Source organism: Serratia sp. 2723 (genome assembly GCF_050434425.1).
Taxonomy (GTDB): domain Bacteria; phylum Pseudomonadota; class Gammaproteobacteria; order Enterobacterales; family Enterobacteriaceae; genus Chania.
Genome location: NZ_JBNDIN010000024.1, coordinates 20,734 through 35,877 on the forward strand (window position 1 = coordinate 20,734; position 15,144 = coordinate 35,877).

The following is a 15,144-nucleotide window of genomic DNA, read 5'->3' on the forward strand; positions in this document are numbered from 1 at the left end:
TACCCCTGCAAGGAAAAAAGTCGCGTTAGCGGGCGTTGTTAACCAAGGGACAATTTAATGCGCATCCCACAAGCCTCTGCATATCGTCGCAAAGTGGAGAGGCTTGCATTTGAAACATTCCTCTCCAGCCGACTCACTGCGGGTTGGCTGACCCCCATTCGTACAGCGATCTCTGTGCTTGTCAGACCTGATTTAGACTTCATCTCGATCAGGACTGCGCGAAGTTCTTCCTCCTGGCTTTCTTCCTCATAGGCCTTTTCAACCTCAGGATTAGCCAGCGCTTTGGCTTTAACTTCTGAAAATTTGATACCTTTAACTGCCATCTTTCAGTTCCTCCCATCTTGACTTCGCCAGGTCTATTTCAGCTTTCGGGGTCTTAGGGGATTTCTTTATGAACGTTCTTAAGATGTAGATCTTACGTCTTTTCGCATAAGCAAAAAACGTTCTGGTGATATCTTTTCGGCCAACCCGTAACTCAAACAATCCGCCTTCGATGATGTCCGTGTCCGGATATCTCAGTTCCGGTCCTTTAGCTTCCAGCTTTTCAAGCCCTTTAAGAGCCTTAGCCTGCATAACAGGTTCGAGTTCATAAATTTCGCTCTCAGCCTCGGGGTGAAATATCAATTCATACATCCAAGTCCCCCTTGCTAATAGCAAATATAACTTATGGGTTATAATAACTCAAATGTTATGTTTTATGGGCATCCCCCCAATCAATGCTCTCATTTGTTGTCGTAACAGATGCCCTGGTTCTGGAGTTTCGGCGAGAAGCATTGCAGTAATCAACCAAGGAACCGGAAGCGTGCGGCCAGTCCCCGCACGCTCCGGCGTTTGGTAAGCAAGGTTATCAAGAGGGGGAGATAACCTTGGTTGGCTTGGGAACGCTTGCCAACATCGCCACTATAACGAGGCTATTTTTCCCTGCCAGCTCGCCTTGGCGGCTTTGCGCAGTGTTTCCAGACCTATTGTCTCGATGGTGCAACCGTTGCAGGCAGTTGCGTAGCGCGTCCCAGATAATCATCCCAATCTTTCCACACCGGCTGTAGCCCAGCGGCTCCGATCGCCTGTGCCACCTGCTGCGGCGTTCGGCTGTCGTGCGGTTCGAACTGTTCCAGCTCTGGCGGTACATCGTCGGCATAACCGCCGGGCTGGGTTTTGGAACCGGCGCTGACGCTGTTGATGGCTACCGGGATCATATGATCGCGGAAGAAGGCCGACTCTCGCGTAGATAATGAAAGCTCCACGTCGGGGGCAAATAGCCGGAAAGCGCAGATTAACTGCACCAGCTGCGATTCACTCATGATCGATGCCGGTTCAATCCCCCCGGCGCAGGGCCGCAGGCGAGGGAACGAGATCGAGTAACGGCTCTGCCAGTAAGTCTGTTGCAGATAAAACAAATGCTCAGCCAGCAGATAGCTGTCCGTACGCCAACTGCTGGAAAGCCCGATCAGCGCCCCCAGCCCGATCTTGTCGATCCCGGCGCGCCCCAGACGATCCGGCGTACTTAGCCGCCAATGAAAATCCTGCTTCTGCCCACGCAGGTGATGCTGTTGATAGGTCGCGGGATGATAGGTTTCCTGATAGACCAACACGCCATCCAGCCCAAGGGTTTTCAACTCGGCATAGTCTTGCTGCGCCAGGGGTTGTACCTCCATCATCAGCGAACTGAAATGACGGCGAATGGCGGGCAGATGCTGGCGGAAGTAATCCATGCCGACTTTGCGCTGATGTTCGCCGGTCACCAGCAGCAGGTGTTCAAATCCTAATGCCTTGATGGCAGCGCATTCCCGTTCGATCTCTGCCGCATCCAGCGTTTTGCGCTTGAGGTGATTACTCATTGAAAAACCGCAGTAGGTACAATCGTTGGCACACAGGTTAGAGAGGTATAACGGCACGTAAAAGCTCACCACGTTACCGAAACGCTGGCGAGTGAGCTGCTGTGCTCGTTGGGCCAGCGGTTCCAGATAGGGGGCGGCGGCAGGGGAGAGCAGCGCCATAAAATCCTCCCGCGTCAGCTTGGCGCTATTTAGCGCCAGCTCAACGTCACGCGACGTTTTGCTGTTAATACGCAGCGTCAAATCGTCCCAATCCCACCCTTGCAGGCGCTCGCTAAAATCACTGGCCATCAGCGTGTCTCCTCTGAATGACTGAGAAACGCCGTCAGCGGACTCGATGCGGCGGCGATCGACTGGCGGCTACCTAGCCCCGAACGGCGAGCTAACTCTCCGGCCTCCAACGCCAGGCGGAAAGCCTGGGCCATTTGCACCGGATCCCGCGCCACGGCGATGGCGGTATTGACCAGTACCGCATCGGCTCCCAGTTCCATCGCCTCTAACGCATGGCTTGGGGCACCAATCCCGGCATCAATCACTACCGGCACTTTGGCCTGTTCAATAATGATCTCAAGGAAGTCACGGGTCAGTAAGCCACGGTTAGAACCGATTGGCGCGCCGAGTGGCATCACGGCGGCACAACCCGCTTCCTCCAGCCGCTTAGATAGCACCGGATCGGCACCGCAGTAAGGCAGTACCACAAAGCCCTGTTTGACCAGGGTTTCCGCCGCCTTGAGCGTTTCGATCGGATCTGGCAGCAGGTATTTCACCTCTGGGTGTATTTCCAGTTTGACCCAGTGAGTCCCTAGCGCTTCGCGCGCCAACCGGGCGGCAAACACCGCCTCATCTGCCGTTTTTGCCCCGGAGGTGTTGGGCAGTAATTTCACGCCCAATCGTTGCAGCGGTGCCAGAATGGCGTCATTCCCGCCGCGCAGGTCGACGCGTTTCATCGCCATAGTGACCAGTTGTGAGCCGGAAGCTTGTAGCGCAGCCAGCATTAACTCGGGCGTGGCGAATTTCCCCGTGCCGGTAAACAGGCGTGAGGTAAAGGTGGTATCGGCGATTTGCAGCATGTCAGCCTCCGGCAATCGCTTGAAACAGCAAGATATCATCACCGTCCTGCACCTGACGGGTGGCCCAGTCGCTGCGTGGAATGATGATCTGATTGATCGCCAAGGCGCAGCCTGGCTGATGGCGTTCCAGCCGTTCGAGCAACGCGCCGATGCTTAACGGCTGCTCCAGCTCCAGCGGTTTATCGTTGAGCGTAATCTTCATGCTGGCTCTCCGCAGTGGAGGCAGGTGCTGGCCTTACTCAGTTGCAGGGTGCTCCAGCTTTGCTGCTTGCCGTCGAACAGGCGCAGCTTACCGCTAAGGGAGGAAGGTATTCCAGCCAGCATTTTTATCGCTTCCAGCGCCTGCAGCGTGCCGATCACGCCGACGACCGGGCCGAGCACGCCTGCGGTGCGGCAGTTACGCTGTGGTTCGGTTTGCTCCGGGTAGAGGCAGGCATAGCAGCCATGGGCATAAGGCGGTTCGATAACCAGTAACTGGCCGCTGAACCCCACCGCGCTGCCGCTGATCAACGGTACGCCAGCCTGGATGCAGGCGGCATTCACCGCATGACGGGTAGTCATGTTGTCGCTGCAATCGAGCACCAAATCGGCCCGGACGACGGCAGCGTTCAGCGTTGCCCCTTGCAGGCGTTGCTCTAACGCGATTGACTCCACCAGCGGGTTCAGTGCCTGCAAATGGTGCTTCGCCAACTGAGCCTTGTTGGTGGCGATATCACCGGTGCGGTACAGAATTTGCCGTTGCAGATTGGTGAGATGTAGTTGGTCATTATCGGCCAACAGCAAGGTACCAACGCCAGCGGCAGCCAGATATAGCGCCGCCGGGGAGCCTAAACCCCCCAATCCGACAATCAGCACGGTAGCTTGTTTCAGTTTTTCCTGCCCCTCGGGGCCAACGTCTTCCAGCAGCAGCTGTCGGCTGTAGCGCAAAAACTCCTGATCATTGAGCATCGCATGACTCCTTGCCTTCAATCAGCTGCAGCAGCGTTGCCGTAGCGGCGCGCCAGTCTGGTGCCTGGGTGATGGCGCTGACCACCGCCACGCTGCCAACGCCGCAGGCCAGCACGGCGGGGACGCGCTCGATGCTGATCCCGCCAATGGCTACTGTTGGATACTGCTGTAATCCGGCGACGTGGCGTTGCAACTCGGCCAGACCTTGCGGCTCAGAGGGCATCTCTTTGGTTTGCGTTGGGAAGATATGCCCCAGTGCGATATAGGAAGGTTTGACGGCGATCGCCCGGGCCAGCTCGGCATCGTCATGGGTGGAAACGCCCAAGCGCAATCCTGCCTGATGGATGGCCGCCAGATCGGTGGTGTCCAAATCCTCCTGCCCCAGGTGGACGCCGTAGGCATCGTGCTTAATCGCCAGCCGCCAATAGTCATTGATAAACAGCCGTGCCTGATAGCGTTTGCCAAGGGCGATGGCGGCGGCAATATCGGCCTCCACCTGCTCGTCTGGCAGATCCTTGATGCGCAGTTGGATCGTGGTAACGCCTGTCTCCAGCAGGCGGGCGATCCATTCCACGCTGTCGACGACCGGGTATAAACCCAGTTTGTGCGGCGTTGCAGGGAAGGGAGAGGTGAGGTTAGTCATTATTTATCTCCTCCTGCAAGTTGGCCGCACTGTGGTACAGCTCGCTGCCGCGTGAGCGGAATTCCGCCGACATTTTTTCCATCCCGCTCAGTTGCACCTCAATCGGTTTGGCGGCTTCCTGTGCGGCGGCATAGTCACGCACTTCCTGGGAGATTTTCATTGAGCAGAACTTCGGCCCACACATGGAGCAGAAGTGGGCGATCTTGCCGGATTCTTGCGGCAGCGTTTCGTCGTGATAGGCGCGGGCGGTTTGTGGATCCAGCGCCAGGTTGAACTGATCTTCCCAACGGAATTCAAAGCGTGCCTTGGACATGGCGTTATCGCGGATCTGCGCACCTGGATGGCCCTTTGCCAAGTCGGCGGCGTGAGCGGCGATCTTGTAGGTGATCAGCCCCTGTTTCACGTCTTCCTTGTTTGGTAGCCCCAGATGCTCCTTCGGCGTCACGTAGCAAAGCATCGCGCAGCCGAACCAGCCGATCATCGCCGCGCCGATCCCGGAGGTGAAATGGTCGTAACCCGGGGCGATATCGGTGGTCAATGGCCCCAGCGTGTAGAACGGCGCTTCATGGCAATGTTCCAGTTCCTCGGTCATGTTGCGGCGGATCATCTGCATTGGCACGTGGCCAGGGCCTTCGATCATCACCTGTACGTCATATTCCCAGGCAATCTTGGTCAGTTCGCCCAGTGTATGCAGCTCAGCGAATTGCGCTTCGTCGTTGGCATCCTGGATCGAACCCGGGCGCAGGCCGTCGCCGAGTGATAGCGAGACATCGTAAGCGGCGCAAATTTCGCAGATCTCGCGGAAGTGCTGATAGAGGAAGTTTTCCTGGTGATGTGACAGGCACCACTTCGCCATGATCGAGCCGCCACGGGAGACAATGCCGGTCAGGCGCTTGGCGGTCATCGGCACATAGCGCAGCAACACCCCGGCGTGAATGGTGAAGTAATCGACGCCTTGCTCGGCCTGTTCCAGCAGGGTATCGCGGAACATTTCCCAGGTCAGGTTCTCCGCTACGCCGTTCACTTTCTCCAGCGCCTGATAGATCGGCACCGTACCAATCGGCACCGGGCTGTTGCGCAGGATCCATTCGCGAGTTTCGTGGATATAGCGGCCCGTGGAGAGATCCATCACGGTGTCTGCGCCCCAGCGGGTTGACCACACCAGCTTCTCGACTTCCTCTTCGATCGAAGAGGTGACCGCTGAGTTGCCGATATTGGCATTCACCTTCACCAGGAAATTACGGCCAATAATCATCGGCTCGGATTCCGGGTGGTTGATGTTGGCGGGGATGATGGCGCGGCCAGCGGCCACTTCCTGGCGCACAAATTCCGGCGTGATGTTTTCCGGCAGATTTGCGCCCCAGCTCTGGCCGGGATGCTGGTGGCGCAGCACTTCGCCACGAATGCGCTCACGGCCCATATTTTCGCGAATGGCGATAAACTCCATCTCTGGGGTGACAATACCGGCGCGGGCGTAATACAGCTGCGTAACGCATTTACCCGGCAGGGCTTTGCGGGGCAGCGGCAGGTGCTCAAAGCGTAGATGGTCTAACCCAACATCGGCCAGTCGTTGTTGGGTGAAGCCAGAACTGACACCGCTTAACGCTTCGGTATCGGCACGTTCGGCGATCCAGCCCGCTCGTACTTTGGCCAAACCACGATGTACGTCGAGCACCGCCTGCGGATCGCCATACGGCCCTGCGGTGTCATACACCGGAATGGCTTCGTTCTGTTCATACTGAGGCTGTTCTTTATTGCCGCCAATCAGCGTTGGGCTGAGCTGGATCTCACGCATCGGTACCTGAATATCGCTGCGCGAACCAGCGAGATAGATCCGCTGTGAGTTGGGGAAGGTAACGCCTTGCAGAGAATCGATAAAATCTTGTGCTTGGTCACGCTGTTGTTTACGGGCACGAGGTTGGTTCACGGTAGACATAGCAAATTCCTATCAGTGTAGTGATGTGTGGAAAATTGCTTGTCTGGAGCTCGGAGGGAGTAATGATGGTAGCCGGTAAGGCAGGCACAGCCCCTGACGGGAGCAACTTGCCGATGGCGATAGATTACTCTTGTTCCCTTCGCGGGTATTAACCCGATCAGGTTCCGCGGATCCCGAATTAACGGTCTCAGCCTGGCCAATTTAATGAAAAATCAGCGCTAGGCACTCCGACAAGAGCCCTCAGTATAAGAGGGTCAAAAAAAACTACAACCCATCCCCTGTCATCTTTCAAGCCGTAGCGTTGTTGGTCGCCTAGCTACGACTTGAAGTCGATAGGGGAATAGAGATCAATATTAGACAGGGTGTGGTAGCGATTCAGTATTGTTGGTGCCAGGTTGGCCCTGCTGCCAGGTTTCTGCCGCCAACTGGATCAACTGATCTTCCAAGGCGAAACGTGATGCCAAGGCTTCGCCGATATCTGACAGCGCCTGATTGAGTTCTTCACACACGTCCTGATCGATATCGACTTCGGTGTAGCGGTCATGGAACGCCATCACCGCTTCGGTGTTAGCCTGTAATTTGGGGTAGAACTTGGTGGCTAGCGCCATTTTGGGGCTGGCTGAGCCTTCCACCTGTTTGATAATTTTGTCATAAATGTGAAAATGTCCGGCAGAGAGGTAATCCACCAGATTATGGCAAAAGTTCTCCAGCGCTTTTTCATTGAGCGGCGTATGCTTTTCTTTGTTGGGTTTAATGCCGACTAAACTGCAATAGGCCACCAGCAGCTGTTTGCGGGCCTGCAACCACTGATCGACTAATTCATTACTGCCACCAACGCGCTGAGTCAGGCTTTCCAATCGGTTGAGCATAGTTGACTCCGTGTGTAGAGATAAAGAAAGTGTAAGTTAATAAAATGTAACAAAGACCATTCCTAGATTGCCAGTGAAGCAGAGGTTGTGCAACAACATATGGAAATTGCATTAACGGGTAACGAAAATGGCTGGTGGATCGTCAGCCATGAAAGCAAAATTTGGTTACCAAACGGTGAATTGCCGTTTGGTTCTGCCACACTATTTTCCTTGCAAGGTCGGCCGGCTCGGCAGATTGGCGAATGGGAGGGGGCACCGGTCTGGCTGGTGCGCCAACCGATGGCTAAAGAGATGGGATCGGTGCGGCAGTTGCTCAGCCTCGATCGCGGTCTGTTCCAACTGGCCGGGCGCGGCGTACAGCTGGCCGACTTTTATCGCTCGCACCGGTTCTGTGGCTACTGCGGCCATGAGATGCACCTTAGCCGTACCGAAAGCGCCTGCCTGTGTGATAACTGCCGCGAACGTTATTATCCGCAGATTGCCCCTTGCGTGATTGTCGCTATCCGCCGCAATGATGAGATCCTGCTGGCACAGCATGTGCGCCATCGTGGGGGCATCCACACCGTGCTGGCGGGGTTTGTAGAAGTGGGGGAAACCCTGGAGCAGGCCGTGGCGCGCGAAGTGATGGAAGAGAGTAATATCGCCATTACCAACCTGCGCTATGTGACTTCGCAACCCTGGCCGTTCCCCCATTCGCTGATGATGGCGTTTATGGCCGAGTATCAGAGCGGCGAACTGCGCCACGATCCGAAAGAGTTGCTCAATGCGGGCTGGTATCGCTATGACCAACTGCCGATGTTGCCACCGCCTGGTACCGTGGCTCGCCGCCTGATCGAGGACACCGTGGCGCTGTGTCGGGCAGAATAATGTACAATGGCGGCAGATAATCAAGGGAGCCCAAGAAATGAATGAGTTGAAGAACGATCGCTACCTGCGTGCGCTGCTGCGCCAGCCGGTGGATCTCACCCCTGTATGGATGATGCGCCAGGCCGGTCGTTATTTGCCAGAGTACAAAGCCACCCGTGCTCAGGCCGGGGATTTCATGTCATTATGCAAAAATGCCGAACTGGCCTGTGAAGTGACATTACAGCCCCTGCGCCGTTATGCGCTGGACGCTGCCATCCTGTTCTCCGACATCCTCACCATTCCCGATGCCATGGGGCTTGGGCTTTACTTCGAAACTGGGGAAGGCCCACGCTTTTCTTCGCCAATCACCTGCCGTGCCGATGTAGAGAAACTGCCAGCGTTCGATCCGGAAGATGAACTGGGCTACGTCATGAACGCGGTGCGCACCATCCGCCGTGAGCTGAAGGGCGAGGTACCCCTGATTGGTTTCTCTGGCAGCCCGTGGACGTTGGCGACCTACATGGTCGAAGGCGGTAGCAGCAAGGCATTCACCAAGCTGAAGAAAATGATGTATGCCGAGCCGCAGACGCTGCATTTGCTGCTGGATAAGCTGGCGGACAGCGTGATCCTTTATCTCAACGCCCAGATCAGGGCCGGAGCGCAGTCCGTAATGGTGTTCGACACCTGGGGCGGCGTGCTGACGGGCCGTGATTATCGCGAATTCTCACTGCACTATATGCATAAAATCGTCGATGGCCTGTTGCGTGAAAACGACGGACGCCGTGTGCCGGTGACGTTGTTCACCAAAGGCGGCGGCCAGTGGCTGGAAGCAATGGCGGCCACCGGTTGCGATGCGCTGGGCCTGGATTGGACCACCGATATTGCCGATGCGCGCCGCCGAGTGGGCGATAAAGTCGCGCTGCAGGGGAATATGGATCCTTCCATGCTGTATGCCGCACCGGAACGTATTGCCCAGGAAGTGGAGACCATTCTGGCCGGTTTTGGCCAGGGCGAAGGTCATGTCTTCAACCTTGGCCACGGTATTCATCAAGACGTGCCACCGGAACATGCCGGGGCCTTTGTTGAAGCGGTGCATGCGCTGTCGGCCAAATACCACCGCTAAACCGCAAGGAGACGCTGTGATTGATACTCAGGCTCTGCGCGTCGAACAGCTAAGGCGCGCCGGGGAAGTCATTCGTCACGATGATTTTCTGCAAGACCCACCGGCGTTTATCGCCGGTGCGGACGTCGGTTTTGAGCAAGAGGGGGCGGTAACACGCGCCGCTATCGCTATCCTGCGCTATCCTTCACTGGAGCTGGTGGAGTATCGGATCGCTCGTATCAGCACCACCATGCCCTATATCCCTGGATTTCTCTCGTTTCGCGAGTACCCTGCGCTGATCGCCGCCTGGGAGCAGCTGCAACAGAAACCCGACCTGATCTTCGTTGATGGTCATGGCATCTCGCACCCCAGACGTCTGGGGGTTGCCAGCCACTTTGGCCTGTTGGTTAACGTGCCGACCATCGGCGTAGCGAAGAAGCGTTTATGTGGTAAATTTTCCCCGCTGGACGCTACCGTTGGTTCACTGGCCGCGCTCGAGGACAAGGGCGAACAGCTGGGATGGGTGTGGCGCAGCAAGGAGCGTTGTAACCCGTTGTTTATCGCTACGGGCCACCGGGTTGGTACCGACAGCGCATTGGCTTGGGTACAACGCTGTATGGCAGGCTACCGTTTGCCGGAACCTACGCGTTGGGCCGATGCCATTGCATCACGCCGTCCGGCCTTTATACGCTGGTTACAGCAGCATCCAGAGGTGTCGCAGTGAGCGATTTCGGGTACACTGCGCGGCAGATAATGAGTAAGAGAGTAGATCATGCTACGTAACCCGATTCATTTACGCTTGGAAAAGCTGGAAAGCTGGCAACATTTGACCTTTATGGCCTGCCTGTGCGAGCGTATGTACCCGAATTACCAGATGTTCTGTCTGCAGACGGAGTTTGGTGACCCGGCCGTTTATCGCCGCATCCTGGACCTGATCTGGGAAACGCTGGTGGTGAAAGACGCCAAGGTCAACTTTGATAGCCAGTTGGAGAAGTTGGAAGAGGCTATCCCGTCGGCAGAAGATTACGATCTTTACGGCGTTTATCCGGCGATCGATGCCTGCATCGCATTAGGGGAGTTGATCCATTCGCGTCTCAGCGGAGAAACGCTGGAGCACGCCGTTGCCATCAGCGAAACCTCAATTCGCACCGTGGCGATGTTGGAAATGACCCAGGCTGGCAAAGAAATGACCGACGAAGAGCTGAAAATTCTGCCTGCCGTTGAGGAAGAATGGGACATTCAATGGGAGATTTTCCGCCTGTTGGCCGCCTGCGAAGAGCGTGATCTGGATCTGATCAAAGGGTTACGATCTGACCTGCGCGAGGCCGCGGTAAGTAACATTGGGATAAATTTAACGCAATAAGGCAAGAAAACGTGATTTAACGTCTGATTTGTCGTGCCTTAAGGCTTCACATCCGCACCCTGTCTGGTCTACATTTGGGGGGCGAAAAAAAAGTGGCTATCGGTGCGTGTATGCAGGAGAGTGCTGTCCATCGGCATATCCGTCGCACTCGATGCTTTGCAAACGATAAACACACTGTAAGGATAACTTATGAACAAGACTCAACTGATTGATGTAATCGCAGAGAAGGCTGACCTTTCCAAGGCTCAAGCTAAGCTGGCTCTGGAATCTACCCTGGCTGCCATTACTGAGTCCCTGAAAGAAGGCGATGCAGTACAATTGGTTGGTTTCGGTACTTTCAAGGTAAACCATCGTAGCGAGCGCACTGGCCGCAACCCACAGACTGGTAAAGAAATCAAAATCGCAGCGGCTAACGTGCCTGCGTTCGTTTCTGGTAAAGCACTGAAAGACGCGGTCAAGTCTTAATCGCGTGTTAGTGAAAGGTTTAAACAGGGGGGCGTTGGCGCCCCTTTTGTTTATTCAACGGGTACTCATGGCGGTTGCGGTTGTTGCTGCCTTGAGTGCCTGTAGTTTCCGTTCTGCTCCACCAACCTTTACCGCCAGCGGCTTTGTGGCCGATCAAGGGGTTATGCGCGTGTGGCGTTTGGATGACGGTCAGCAGCAGCCAGTGGCGCTGTTGAGTGTCTACAGCCCTTATCGCGGGCCGGGCACCGTCACAACGCTGTATGAATATCAACGCGGCGAGTTGTACCAAATCAAACGCACCGATGCCGATGGCGATCGCGACTCTATTCAACTGCGTTTCACCGCCAACGGTACCGTCAGCTTTATGCAGCGCCAACTGGCCACGCAGCGCCAGAAGCTCTCCAGCGATGAGATTGTGCTTTATCAATATCAGGCGCGGCGGATGCTGGAAGTGAGCGATGCGCTTAATGTCGGCCGTGTACGGCTGTTACAAGGGCACTGGCAGCAAGGCGCGGTGAAGCTGTGCAATGGCGAAGTCGTGAAGCCAGGTCTGGACCAACAGGCCGAAGAGTGGATCATGCGGCGTGCGGCCAACAGCAGTCAGCCAGTTAACGTAGCCTGGTTGGATGGGCCGGAAGGTCGTGAGCTATTACTGGTGGCAAACAATGACTTCTGCAGTTGGGAACCGACCAAAGATACCCTTTAACGCATAAAAAAGGCCCTGCGAACAGAGCCTACCTGTTATCTCAAATAGCTGTTACTGCTCGCGTGCAATAGCGCGGTAGCCGATATCCTTGCGGCAGAAGCTGCCTTGCCACTGAATACCTTCCGCTAGCTGATAGGCTAACTGCTGAGCCTGAGCCACCGTTGCGCCCAAAGCCGTAACGCATAGCACACGCCCGCCGTTGGTCACAACGTCATTCCCTTGCATACGCGTTCCGGCATGGAACACTTTGCCATTGGCATCTTCTTGCTGAGGCAAGCCGTGGATCACATCCCCTTGGCGATAATCCGCAGGATAGCCGCCAGCCGCCAATACCACACCGAGAGCAGGGCGTTCATCCCACTCGGAAGTCTTTTCATCCAGCTTGCCTTCGGCCCCAGCCAGGCAGAGTTCAACCAGATCGGAGCGCAGGCGCAGCATGATCGGCTGAGTTTCCGGATCGCCAAAGCGGCAGTTGAATTCGATCACCTTGGGTTGACCATCGTCAGCAATCATCAGGCCAGCGTACAGGAAGCCGACATAGGTGTTACCTTCCGCCGCCATGCCGCGCACGGTTGGCCAGATCACCTGGTCCATTACGCGCTGGTGGATTTCATCCGTCACCACTGGTGCTGGCGAGTAGGCGCCCATGCCGCCGGTATTCGGGCCGGTATCGCCGTCACCGACACGTTTATGATCCTGGCTGGTGGCCATCGGCACCACGTTCTCGCCATCGACCATGACGATAAAGCTGGCTTCTTCGCCTGTCAGGAACTCCTCGATCACGATGCGGTGCCCGGCGTCGCCAAATGCATTACCCGCCAGCATATCCTGAATGGCGTCTTCGGCTTCCTGCAACGTCATCGCGACGATCACGCCTTTGCCTGCGGCCAGGCCGTCTGCCTTGATAACAATCGGCGCGCCTTGGCGGCGTACGTAGTCCAAGGCGGGTTCCACTTCGGTAAAGTTCTGGTATGCAGCGCTTGGGATAGCGTGGCGAGCCAGGAAATCCTTGGTAAAGGCTTTGGAGCCTTCAAGCTGTGCTGCGGCCTGTGACGGGCCAAAGATTTTCAACCCGGCGGCCTTGAAGGCATCTACCACGCCGATCACCAGCGGAGCTTCTGGGCCTACGATGGTCAGGCCGATATCGTGCTCTTTGGCAAAGGCAACCAGCGCCGGGATATCGGTTGGGGAGATATCGACGTTGGTCAGATTGCTTTCCAATGCGGTGCCCGCATTACCCGGTGCAACGTAAACCTTATCTGCCAATGGCGATTGAGCCGCTTTCCAGGCCAGCGCATGTTCACGCCCACCGTTGCCAATAATTAAAATATTCATCAGGTGCTCCATAAACGGCGTGCGCATTGAGCGCACGCAGCAAAAGGGATTAATGGCGGAAGTGGCGCATGTCGGTGAAGATCATCGCGATGCCGTGTTCGTTGGCCGCCGCAATCACTTCATCATCACGAATCGAGCCACCCGGCTGGATCACGCAGGTAATACCAACCGCTGCAGCCGCATCAATGCCGTCACGGAACGGGAAGAAGGCGTCAGACGCCATGGCGGAGCCTTTGACTTCCAGCCCTTCGTCAGCGGCTTTGATCCCGGCGATCTTGGCGGAGTAAACGCGACTCATCTGCCCGGCACCTATGCCGATGGTCATGTTGTCGCGTGCATAGACGATGGCGTTGGATTTGACGAACTTGGCCACTTTCCAGCAGAACAGCGCATCACGCAGCTCCTGAGCGGTCGGCTGGCGTTCGGATACCACGCGCAAATCGGCTTCGCTCACCATACCCAGGTCGCGATCCTGCACTAACAGACCACCGTTGACGCGCTTAAAGTCCAGCCCGGCGACGCGCTGTTGCCATTGGCCACAGGCCAGCACGCGTACGTTCTGTTTCGCTGCCAGCAGAGTGCGGGCTTCTGCACTGATACTTGGCGCAATGATGACTTCAACAAACTGACGGCTGATGATCGCCTGTGCCGTTTCGGCATCCAGCTCACGGTTGAAGGCGATAATGCCGCCAAAGGCCGAGGTTGGGTCGGTTTGGTAGGCGCGCTCATAGGCGGCAAACAGGTTTTCACCGATAGCCACGCCACAAGGGTTGGCATGCTTGACGATCACGCAGGCCGGCTCGGCAAACTCTTTCACACATTCCAGCGCCGCATCGGTATCGGCGATGTTGTTGTAGGAAAGTGCTTTACCCTGTAGCTGGTCGGCGGTGGCCACGGAGGCCTCTTGCACATTCTCTTCTATATAGAAGGCAGCTTGCTGGTGGCTGTTTTCACCGTAACGCATGTCCTGCTTCTTGACGTAGTTCAGGTTCAGCGTACGTGGGAAGCGGCCGGAAGGCTGTTCGGTCTCACCGTGATAGGCTGGCACCAGGGTACCAAAGTAGTTGGCGATCATGCTGTCATAGGCGGCGGTATGCTCAAACGCTTTGATAGCCAGGTCGAAACGGGTTGGGTACAACAGTGAACCGTTGTTGTTATCCATCTCGGTGATCACTGCGGCGTAGTCACTGCTCTTGACCACGATGGCCACGTCTTTATGGTTCTTGGCGGCCGAGCGCACCATGGTTGGGCCACCGATATCGATATTCTCTACGGCATCTTCCAGCGAGCAATCTGGGCGAGCTACGGTTTGCGCGAAGGGATACAGGTTTACCACAACCATATCGATCGGTTGGATCGCATGTTGTTCCATGATGGCATCGTCCTGGCCGCGACGGCCCAGAATGCCACCGTGCACTTTCGGGTGCAGGGTCTTGACTCGTCCGTCCATCATCTCCGGGAAGCCGGTGTAGTCGGAAACTTCGGTAACAGGCAGACCGGCATCGGCCAGCAGGCGGGCAGTGCCACCGGTGGAGAGTAATTCGACGCCTCTCTGGGAGAGGGCTTCGGCGAATTCAACGATTCCGGCTTTGTCGGACACGCTGAGCAGGGCCCGGCGGATTGGACGAGGTTGTTGCATGGTTTTATCCCTTGGCTTTGAGTCGCAATAAAAGAGCGTTACGTGGATCTCCACCTTGTTGCTTCCTATATAGAGAAGGACAGGAACAGATTCAGGTAGCGCCCCGATAAAAACGGGGATTGTTTCGTCGCGGGGAATTGTAGCGAAAACGTTTGCGTGGCGCTCGTAAATTTTCCGACCAAATGCGTTCTGTGGATAAGTTAGTGCATAACCGGGTATAAGGACGGGTTTTGCTGTGGAATGCAGCAAACGGTGTTTTTTGTTGAAAATACCAGTTGCGGCCTGCGTGGAACTCCCTATAATGCGCCTCCATCGACACGGAACATGTGAACAACTTCACAGAGTCTCCGAAGTTCGACAGAGAAAAAACCTGAAATTAAGGTTGAC

Annotated in this window: 17 protein-coding genes and 1 riboswitch; of the genes, 6 read left to right on the forward strand and 11 right to left on the reverse strand. The window is 56.1% G+C overall.

What is annotated here, in order from left to right:
* Positions 1 to 38: 38 nt before the first annotated feature.
* The 9 genes from ABIE29_RS23000 to rsd form a co-directional block, all read right to left on the reverse strand.
* Positions 39 to 323, reverse strand: coding sequence for a helix-turn-helix domain-containing protein (locus ABIE29_RS23000; protein ID WP_429621593.1), 285 nt, complete (start codon positions 321 to 323; stop codon positions 39 to 41).
* Positions 313 to 633, reverse strand: coding sequence for a type II toxin-antitoxin system RelE/ParE family toxin (locus ABIE29_RS23005; RefSeq protein ID WP_429621595.1), 321 nt, complete (start codon positions 631 to 633; stop codon positions 313 to 315). The genes ABIE29_RS23000 and ABIE29_RS23005 overlap by 11 nt, the downstream gene beginning before the upstream one ends.
* Positions 634 to 962: 329 nt before the next feature.
* Positions 963 to 2,126 carry a 2-iminoacetate synthase ThiH gene (gene thiH, locus ABIE29_RS23010; RefSeq protein WP_429621597.1) on the reverse strand — a complete coding sequence of 388 codons (1,164 nt, stop codon included), beginning with the start codon at positions 2,124 to 2,126 and terminating at the stop codon, positions 963 to 965.
* Positions 2,126 to 2,905 (reverse strand): thiazole synthase, encoded by a 780-nt coding sequence (locus tag ABIE29_RS23015; RefSeq protein WP_429621599.1) that lies wholly within the window; start codon positions 2,903 to 2,905, stop codon positions 2,126 to 2,128. The genes thiH and ABIE29_RS23015 overlap by 1 nt, the downstream gene beginning before the upstream one ends.
* A 1-nt stretch (position 2,906) precedes the next feature.
* Positions 2,907 to 3,107: a sulfur carrier protein ThiS gene (gene thiS / locus ABIE29_RS23020; protein WP_429621601.1), complete on the reverse strand. Its 201-nt coding sequence runs from the start codon at positions 3,105 to 3,107 to the stop codon at positions 2,907 to 2,909.
* Positions 3,104 to 3,853, reverse strand: coding sequence for a HesA/MoeB/ThiF family protein (locus tag ABIE29_RS23025; RefSeq protein ID WP_429621603.1), 750 nt, complete (start codon positions 3,851 to 3,853; stop codon positions 3,104 to 3,106). Before ABIE29_RS23025 ends, thiS begins: the two co-directional genes overlap by 4 nt.
* Positions 3,843 to 4,496 (reverse strand): thiamine phosphate synthase, encoded by a 654-nt coding sequence (gene thiE, locus ABIE29_RS23030; RefSeq protein ID WP_429621605.1) that lies wholly within the window; start codon positions 4,494 to 4,496, stop codon positions 3,843 to 3,845. Before thiE ends, ABIE29_RS23025 begins: the two co-directional genes overlap by 11 nt.
* Positions 4,489 to 6,432, reverse strand: a complete 1,944-nt coding sequence (gene thiC, locus ABIE29_RS23035; RefSeq protein ID WP_429621607.1) for a phosphomethylpyrimidine synthase ThiC — start codon at positions 6,430 to 6,432, stop codon at positions 4,489 to 4,491. The genes thiE and thiC overlap by 8 nt, the downstream gene beginning before the upstream one ends.
* 117 nt (positions 6,433 to 6,549) lie before the next feature.
* Positions 6,550 to 6,672, reverse strand: a riboswitch (TPP riboswitch).
* A gap of 113 nt (positions 6,673 to 6,785) precedes the next feature.
* Entirely contained in the window at positions 6,786 to 7,301 is a 516-nt protein-coding gene (gene rsd, locus ABIE29_RS23040) for a sigma D regulator (RefSeq protein WP_429621609.1), read from the reverse strand.
* A gap of 99 nt (positions 7,302 to 7,400) precedes the next feature.
* Here rsd and nudC point away from each other — a divergent pair, with 99 nt between their 5' ends.
* The 6 genes from nudC to ABIE29_RS23070 all read left to right on the forward strand — a co-directional run bounded on the left by nudC (position 7,401) and on the right by ABIE29_RS23070 (position 11,783).
* Positions 7,401 to 8,168, forward strand: coding sequence for an NAD(+) diphosphatase (gene nudC, locus ABIE29_RS23045; RefSeq protein WP_429621611.1), 768 nt, complete (start codon positions 7,401 to 7,403; stop codon positions 8,166 to 8,168).
* Between the two features lie 37 nt (positions 8,169 to 8,205).
* Positions 8,206 to 9,270 (forward strand): uroporphyrinogen decarboxylase, encoded by a 1,065-nt coding sequence (gene hemE, locus ABIE29_RS23050; protein WP_021182170.1) that lies wholly within the window; start codon positions 8,206 to 8,208, stop codon positions 9,268 to 9,270.
* 16 nt (positions 9,271 to 9,286) lie between these two features.
* Complete coding sequence (gene nfi / locus ABIE29_RS23055) at positions 9,287 to 9,973, forward strand: deoxyribonuclease V (protein ID WP_429621614.1); 687 nt, start codon at positions 9,287 to 9,289, stop codon at positions 9,971 to 9,973.
* A gap of 48 nt (positions 9,974 to 10,021) precedes the next feature.
* Positions 10,022 to 10,612, forward strand: a complete 591-nt coding sequence (locus ABIE29_RS23060) for a YjaG family protein (RefSeq protein WP_429621616.1) — start codon at positions 10,022 to 10,024, stop codon at positions 10,610 to 10,612.
* Positions 10,613 to 10,801: 189 nt separating this feature from the next.
* The gene (gene hupA, locus ABIE29_RS23065; RefSeq protein ID WP_021182173.1) at positions 10,802 to 11,077 is read left to right on the forward strand and encodes a nucleoid-associated protein HU-alpha; all 276 of its coding nucleotides are present in this window, start codon (positions 10,802 to 10,804) and stop codon (positions 11,075 to 11,077) included.
* A 67-nt stretch (positions 11,078 to 11,144) separates the two neighbouring features.
* Positions 11,145 to 11,783 carry a DUF1481 domain-containing protein gene (locus tag ABIE29_RS23070; protein ID WP_429621618.1) on the forward strand — a complete coding sequence of 213 codons (639 nt, stop codon included), beginning with the start codon at positions 11,145 to 11,147 and terminating at the stop codon, positions 11,781 to 11,783.
* A gap of 51 nt (positions 11,784 to 11,834) precedes the next feature.
* Here the strand turns inward: ABIE29_RS23070 and purD are convergent, their stop codons facing one another.
* Entirely contained in the window at positions 11,835 to 13,118 is a 1,284-nt protein-coding gene (purD, locus tag ABIE29_RS23075) for a phosphoribosylamine--glycine ligase (protein ID WP_429621620.1), read from the reverse strand.
* Between the two features lie 49 nt (positions 13,119 to 13,167).
* Positions 13,168 to 14,757 (reverse strand): bifunctional phosphoribosylaminoimidazolecarboxamide formyltransferase/IMP cyclohydrolase, encoded by a 1,590-nt coding sequence (gene purH / locus ABIE29_RS23080; RefSeq protein ID WP_429621622.1) that lies wholly within the window; start codon positions 14,755 to 14,757, stop codon positions 13,168 to 13,170.
* Positions 14,758 to 15,144 lie beyond the last annotated feature (387 nt).

Coding starts and splice junctions, on each gene's coding strand:
- ABIE29_RS23000 (WP_429621593.1), bottom strand. CDS start 323: ATGGCAGTTAAAGGTATCAAATTTTCAGAAGTTAAAGCCAAAGCGCTG.
- ABIE29_RS23005 (WP_429621595.1), bottom strand. CDS start 633: ATGTATGAATTGATATTTCACCCCGAGGCTGAGAGCGAAATTTATGAA.
- thiH (WP_429621597.1), bottom strand. CDS start 2,126: ATGGCCAGTGATTTTAGCGAGCGCCTGCAAGGGTGGGATTGGGACGAT.
- ABIE29_RS23015 (WP_429621599.1), bottom strand. CDS start 2,905: ATGCTGCAAATCGCCGATACCACCTTTACCTCACGCCTGTTTACCGGC.
- thiS (WP_429621601.1), bottom strand. CDS start 3,107: ATGAAGATTACGCTCAACGATAAACCGCTGGAGCTGGAGCAGCCGTTA.
- ABIE29_RS23025 (WP_429621603.1), bottom strand. CDS start 3,853: ATGCTCAATGATCAGGAGTTTTTGCGCTACAGCCGACAGCTGCTGCTG.
- thiE (WP_429621605.1), bottom strand. CDS start 4,496: ATGACTAACCTCACCTCTCCCTTCCCTGCAACGCCGCACAAACTGGGT.
- thiC (WP_429621607.1), bottom strand. CDS start 6,432: ATGTCTACCGTGAACCAACCTCGTGCCCGTAAACAACAGCGTGACCAA.
- rsd (WP_429621609.1), bottom strand. CDS start 7,301: ATGCTCAACCGATTGGAAAGCCTGACTCAGCGCGTTGGTGGCAGTAAT.
- nudC (WP_429621611.1), top strand. CDS start 7,401: ATGGAAATTGCATTAACGGGTAACGAAAATGGCTGGTGGATCGTCAGC.
- hemE (WP_021182170.1), top strand. CDS start 8,206: ATGAATGAGTTGAAGAACGATCGCTACCTGCGTGCGCTGCTGCGCCAG.
- ABIE29_RS23060 (WP_429621616.1), top strand. CDS start 10,022: ATGCTACGTAACCCGATTCATTTACGCTTGGAAAAGCTGGAAAGCTGG.
- hupA (WP_021182173.1), top strand. CDS start 10,802: ATGAACAAGACTCAACTGATTGATGTAATCGCAGAGAAGGCTGACCTT.
- ABIE29_RS23070 (WP_429621618.1), top strand. CDS start 11,145: ATGGCGGTTGCGGTTGTTGCTGCCTTGAGTGCCTGTAGTTTCCGTTCT.
- purD (WP_429621620.1), bottom strand. CDS start 13,118: ATGAATATTTTAATTATTGGCAACGGTGGGCGTGAACATGCGCTGGCC.
- purH (WP_429621622.1), bottom strand. CDS start 14,757: ATGCAACAACCTCGTCCAATCCGCCGGGCCCTGCTCAGCGTGTCCGAC.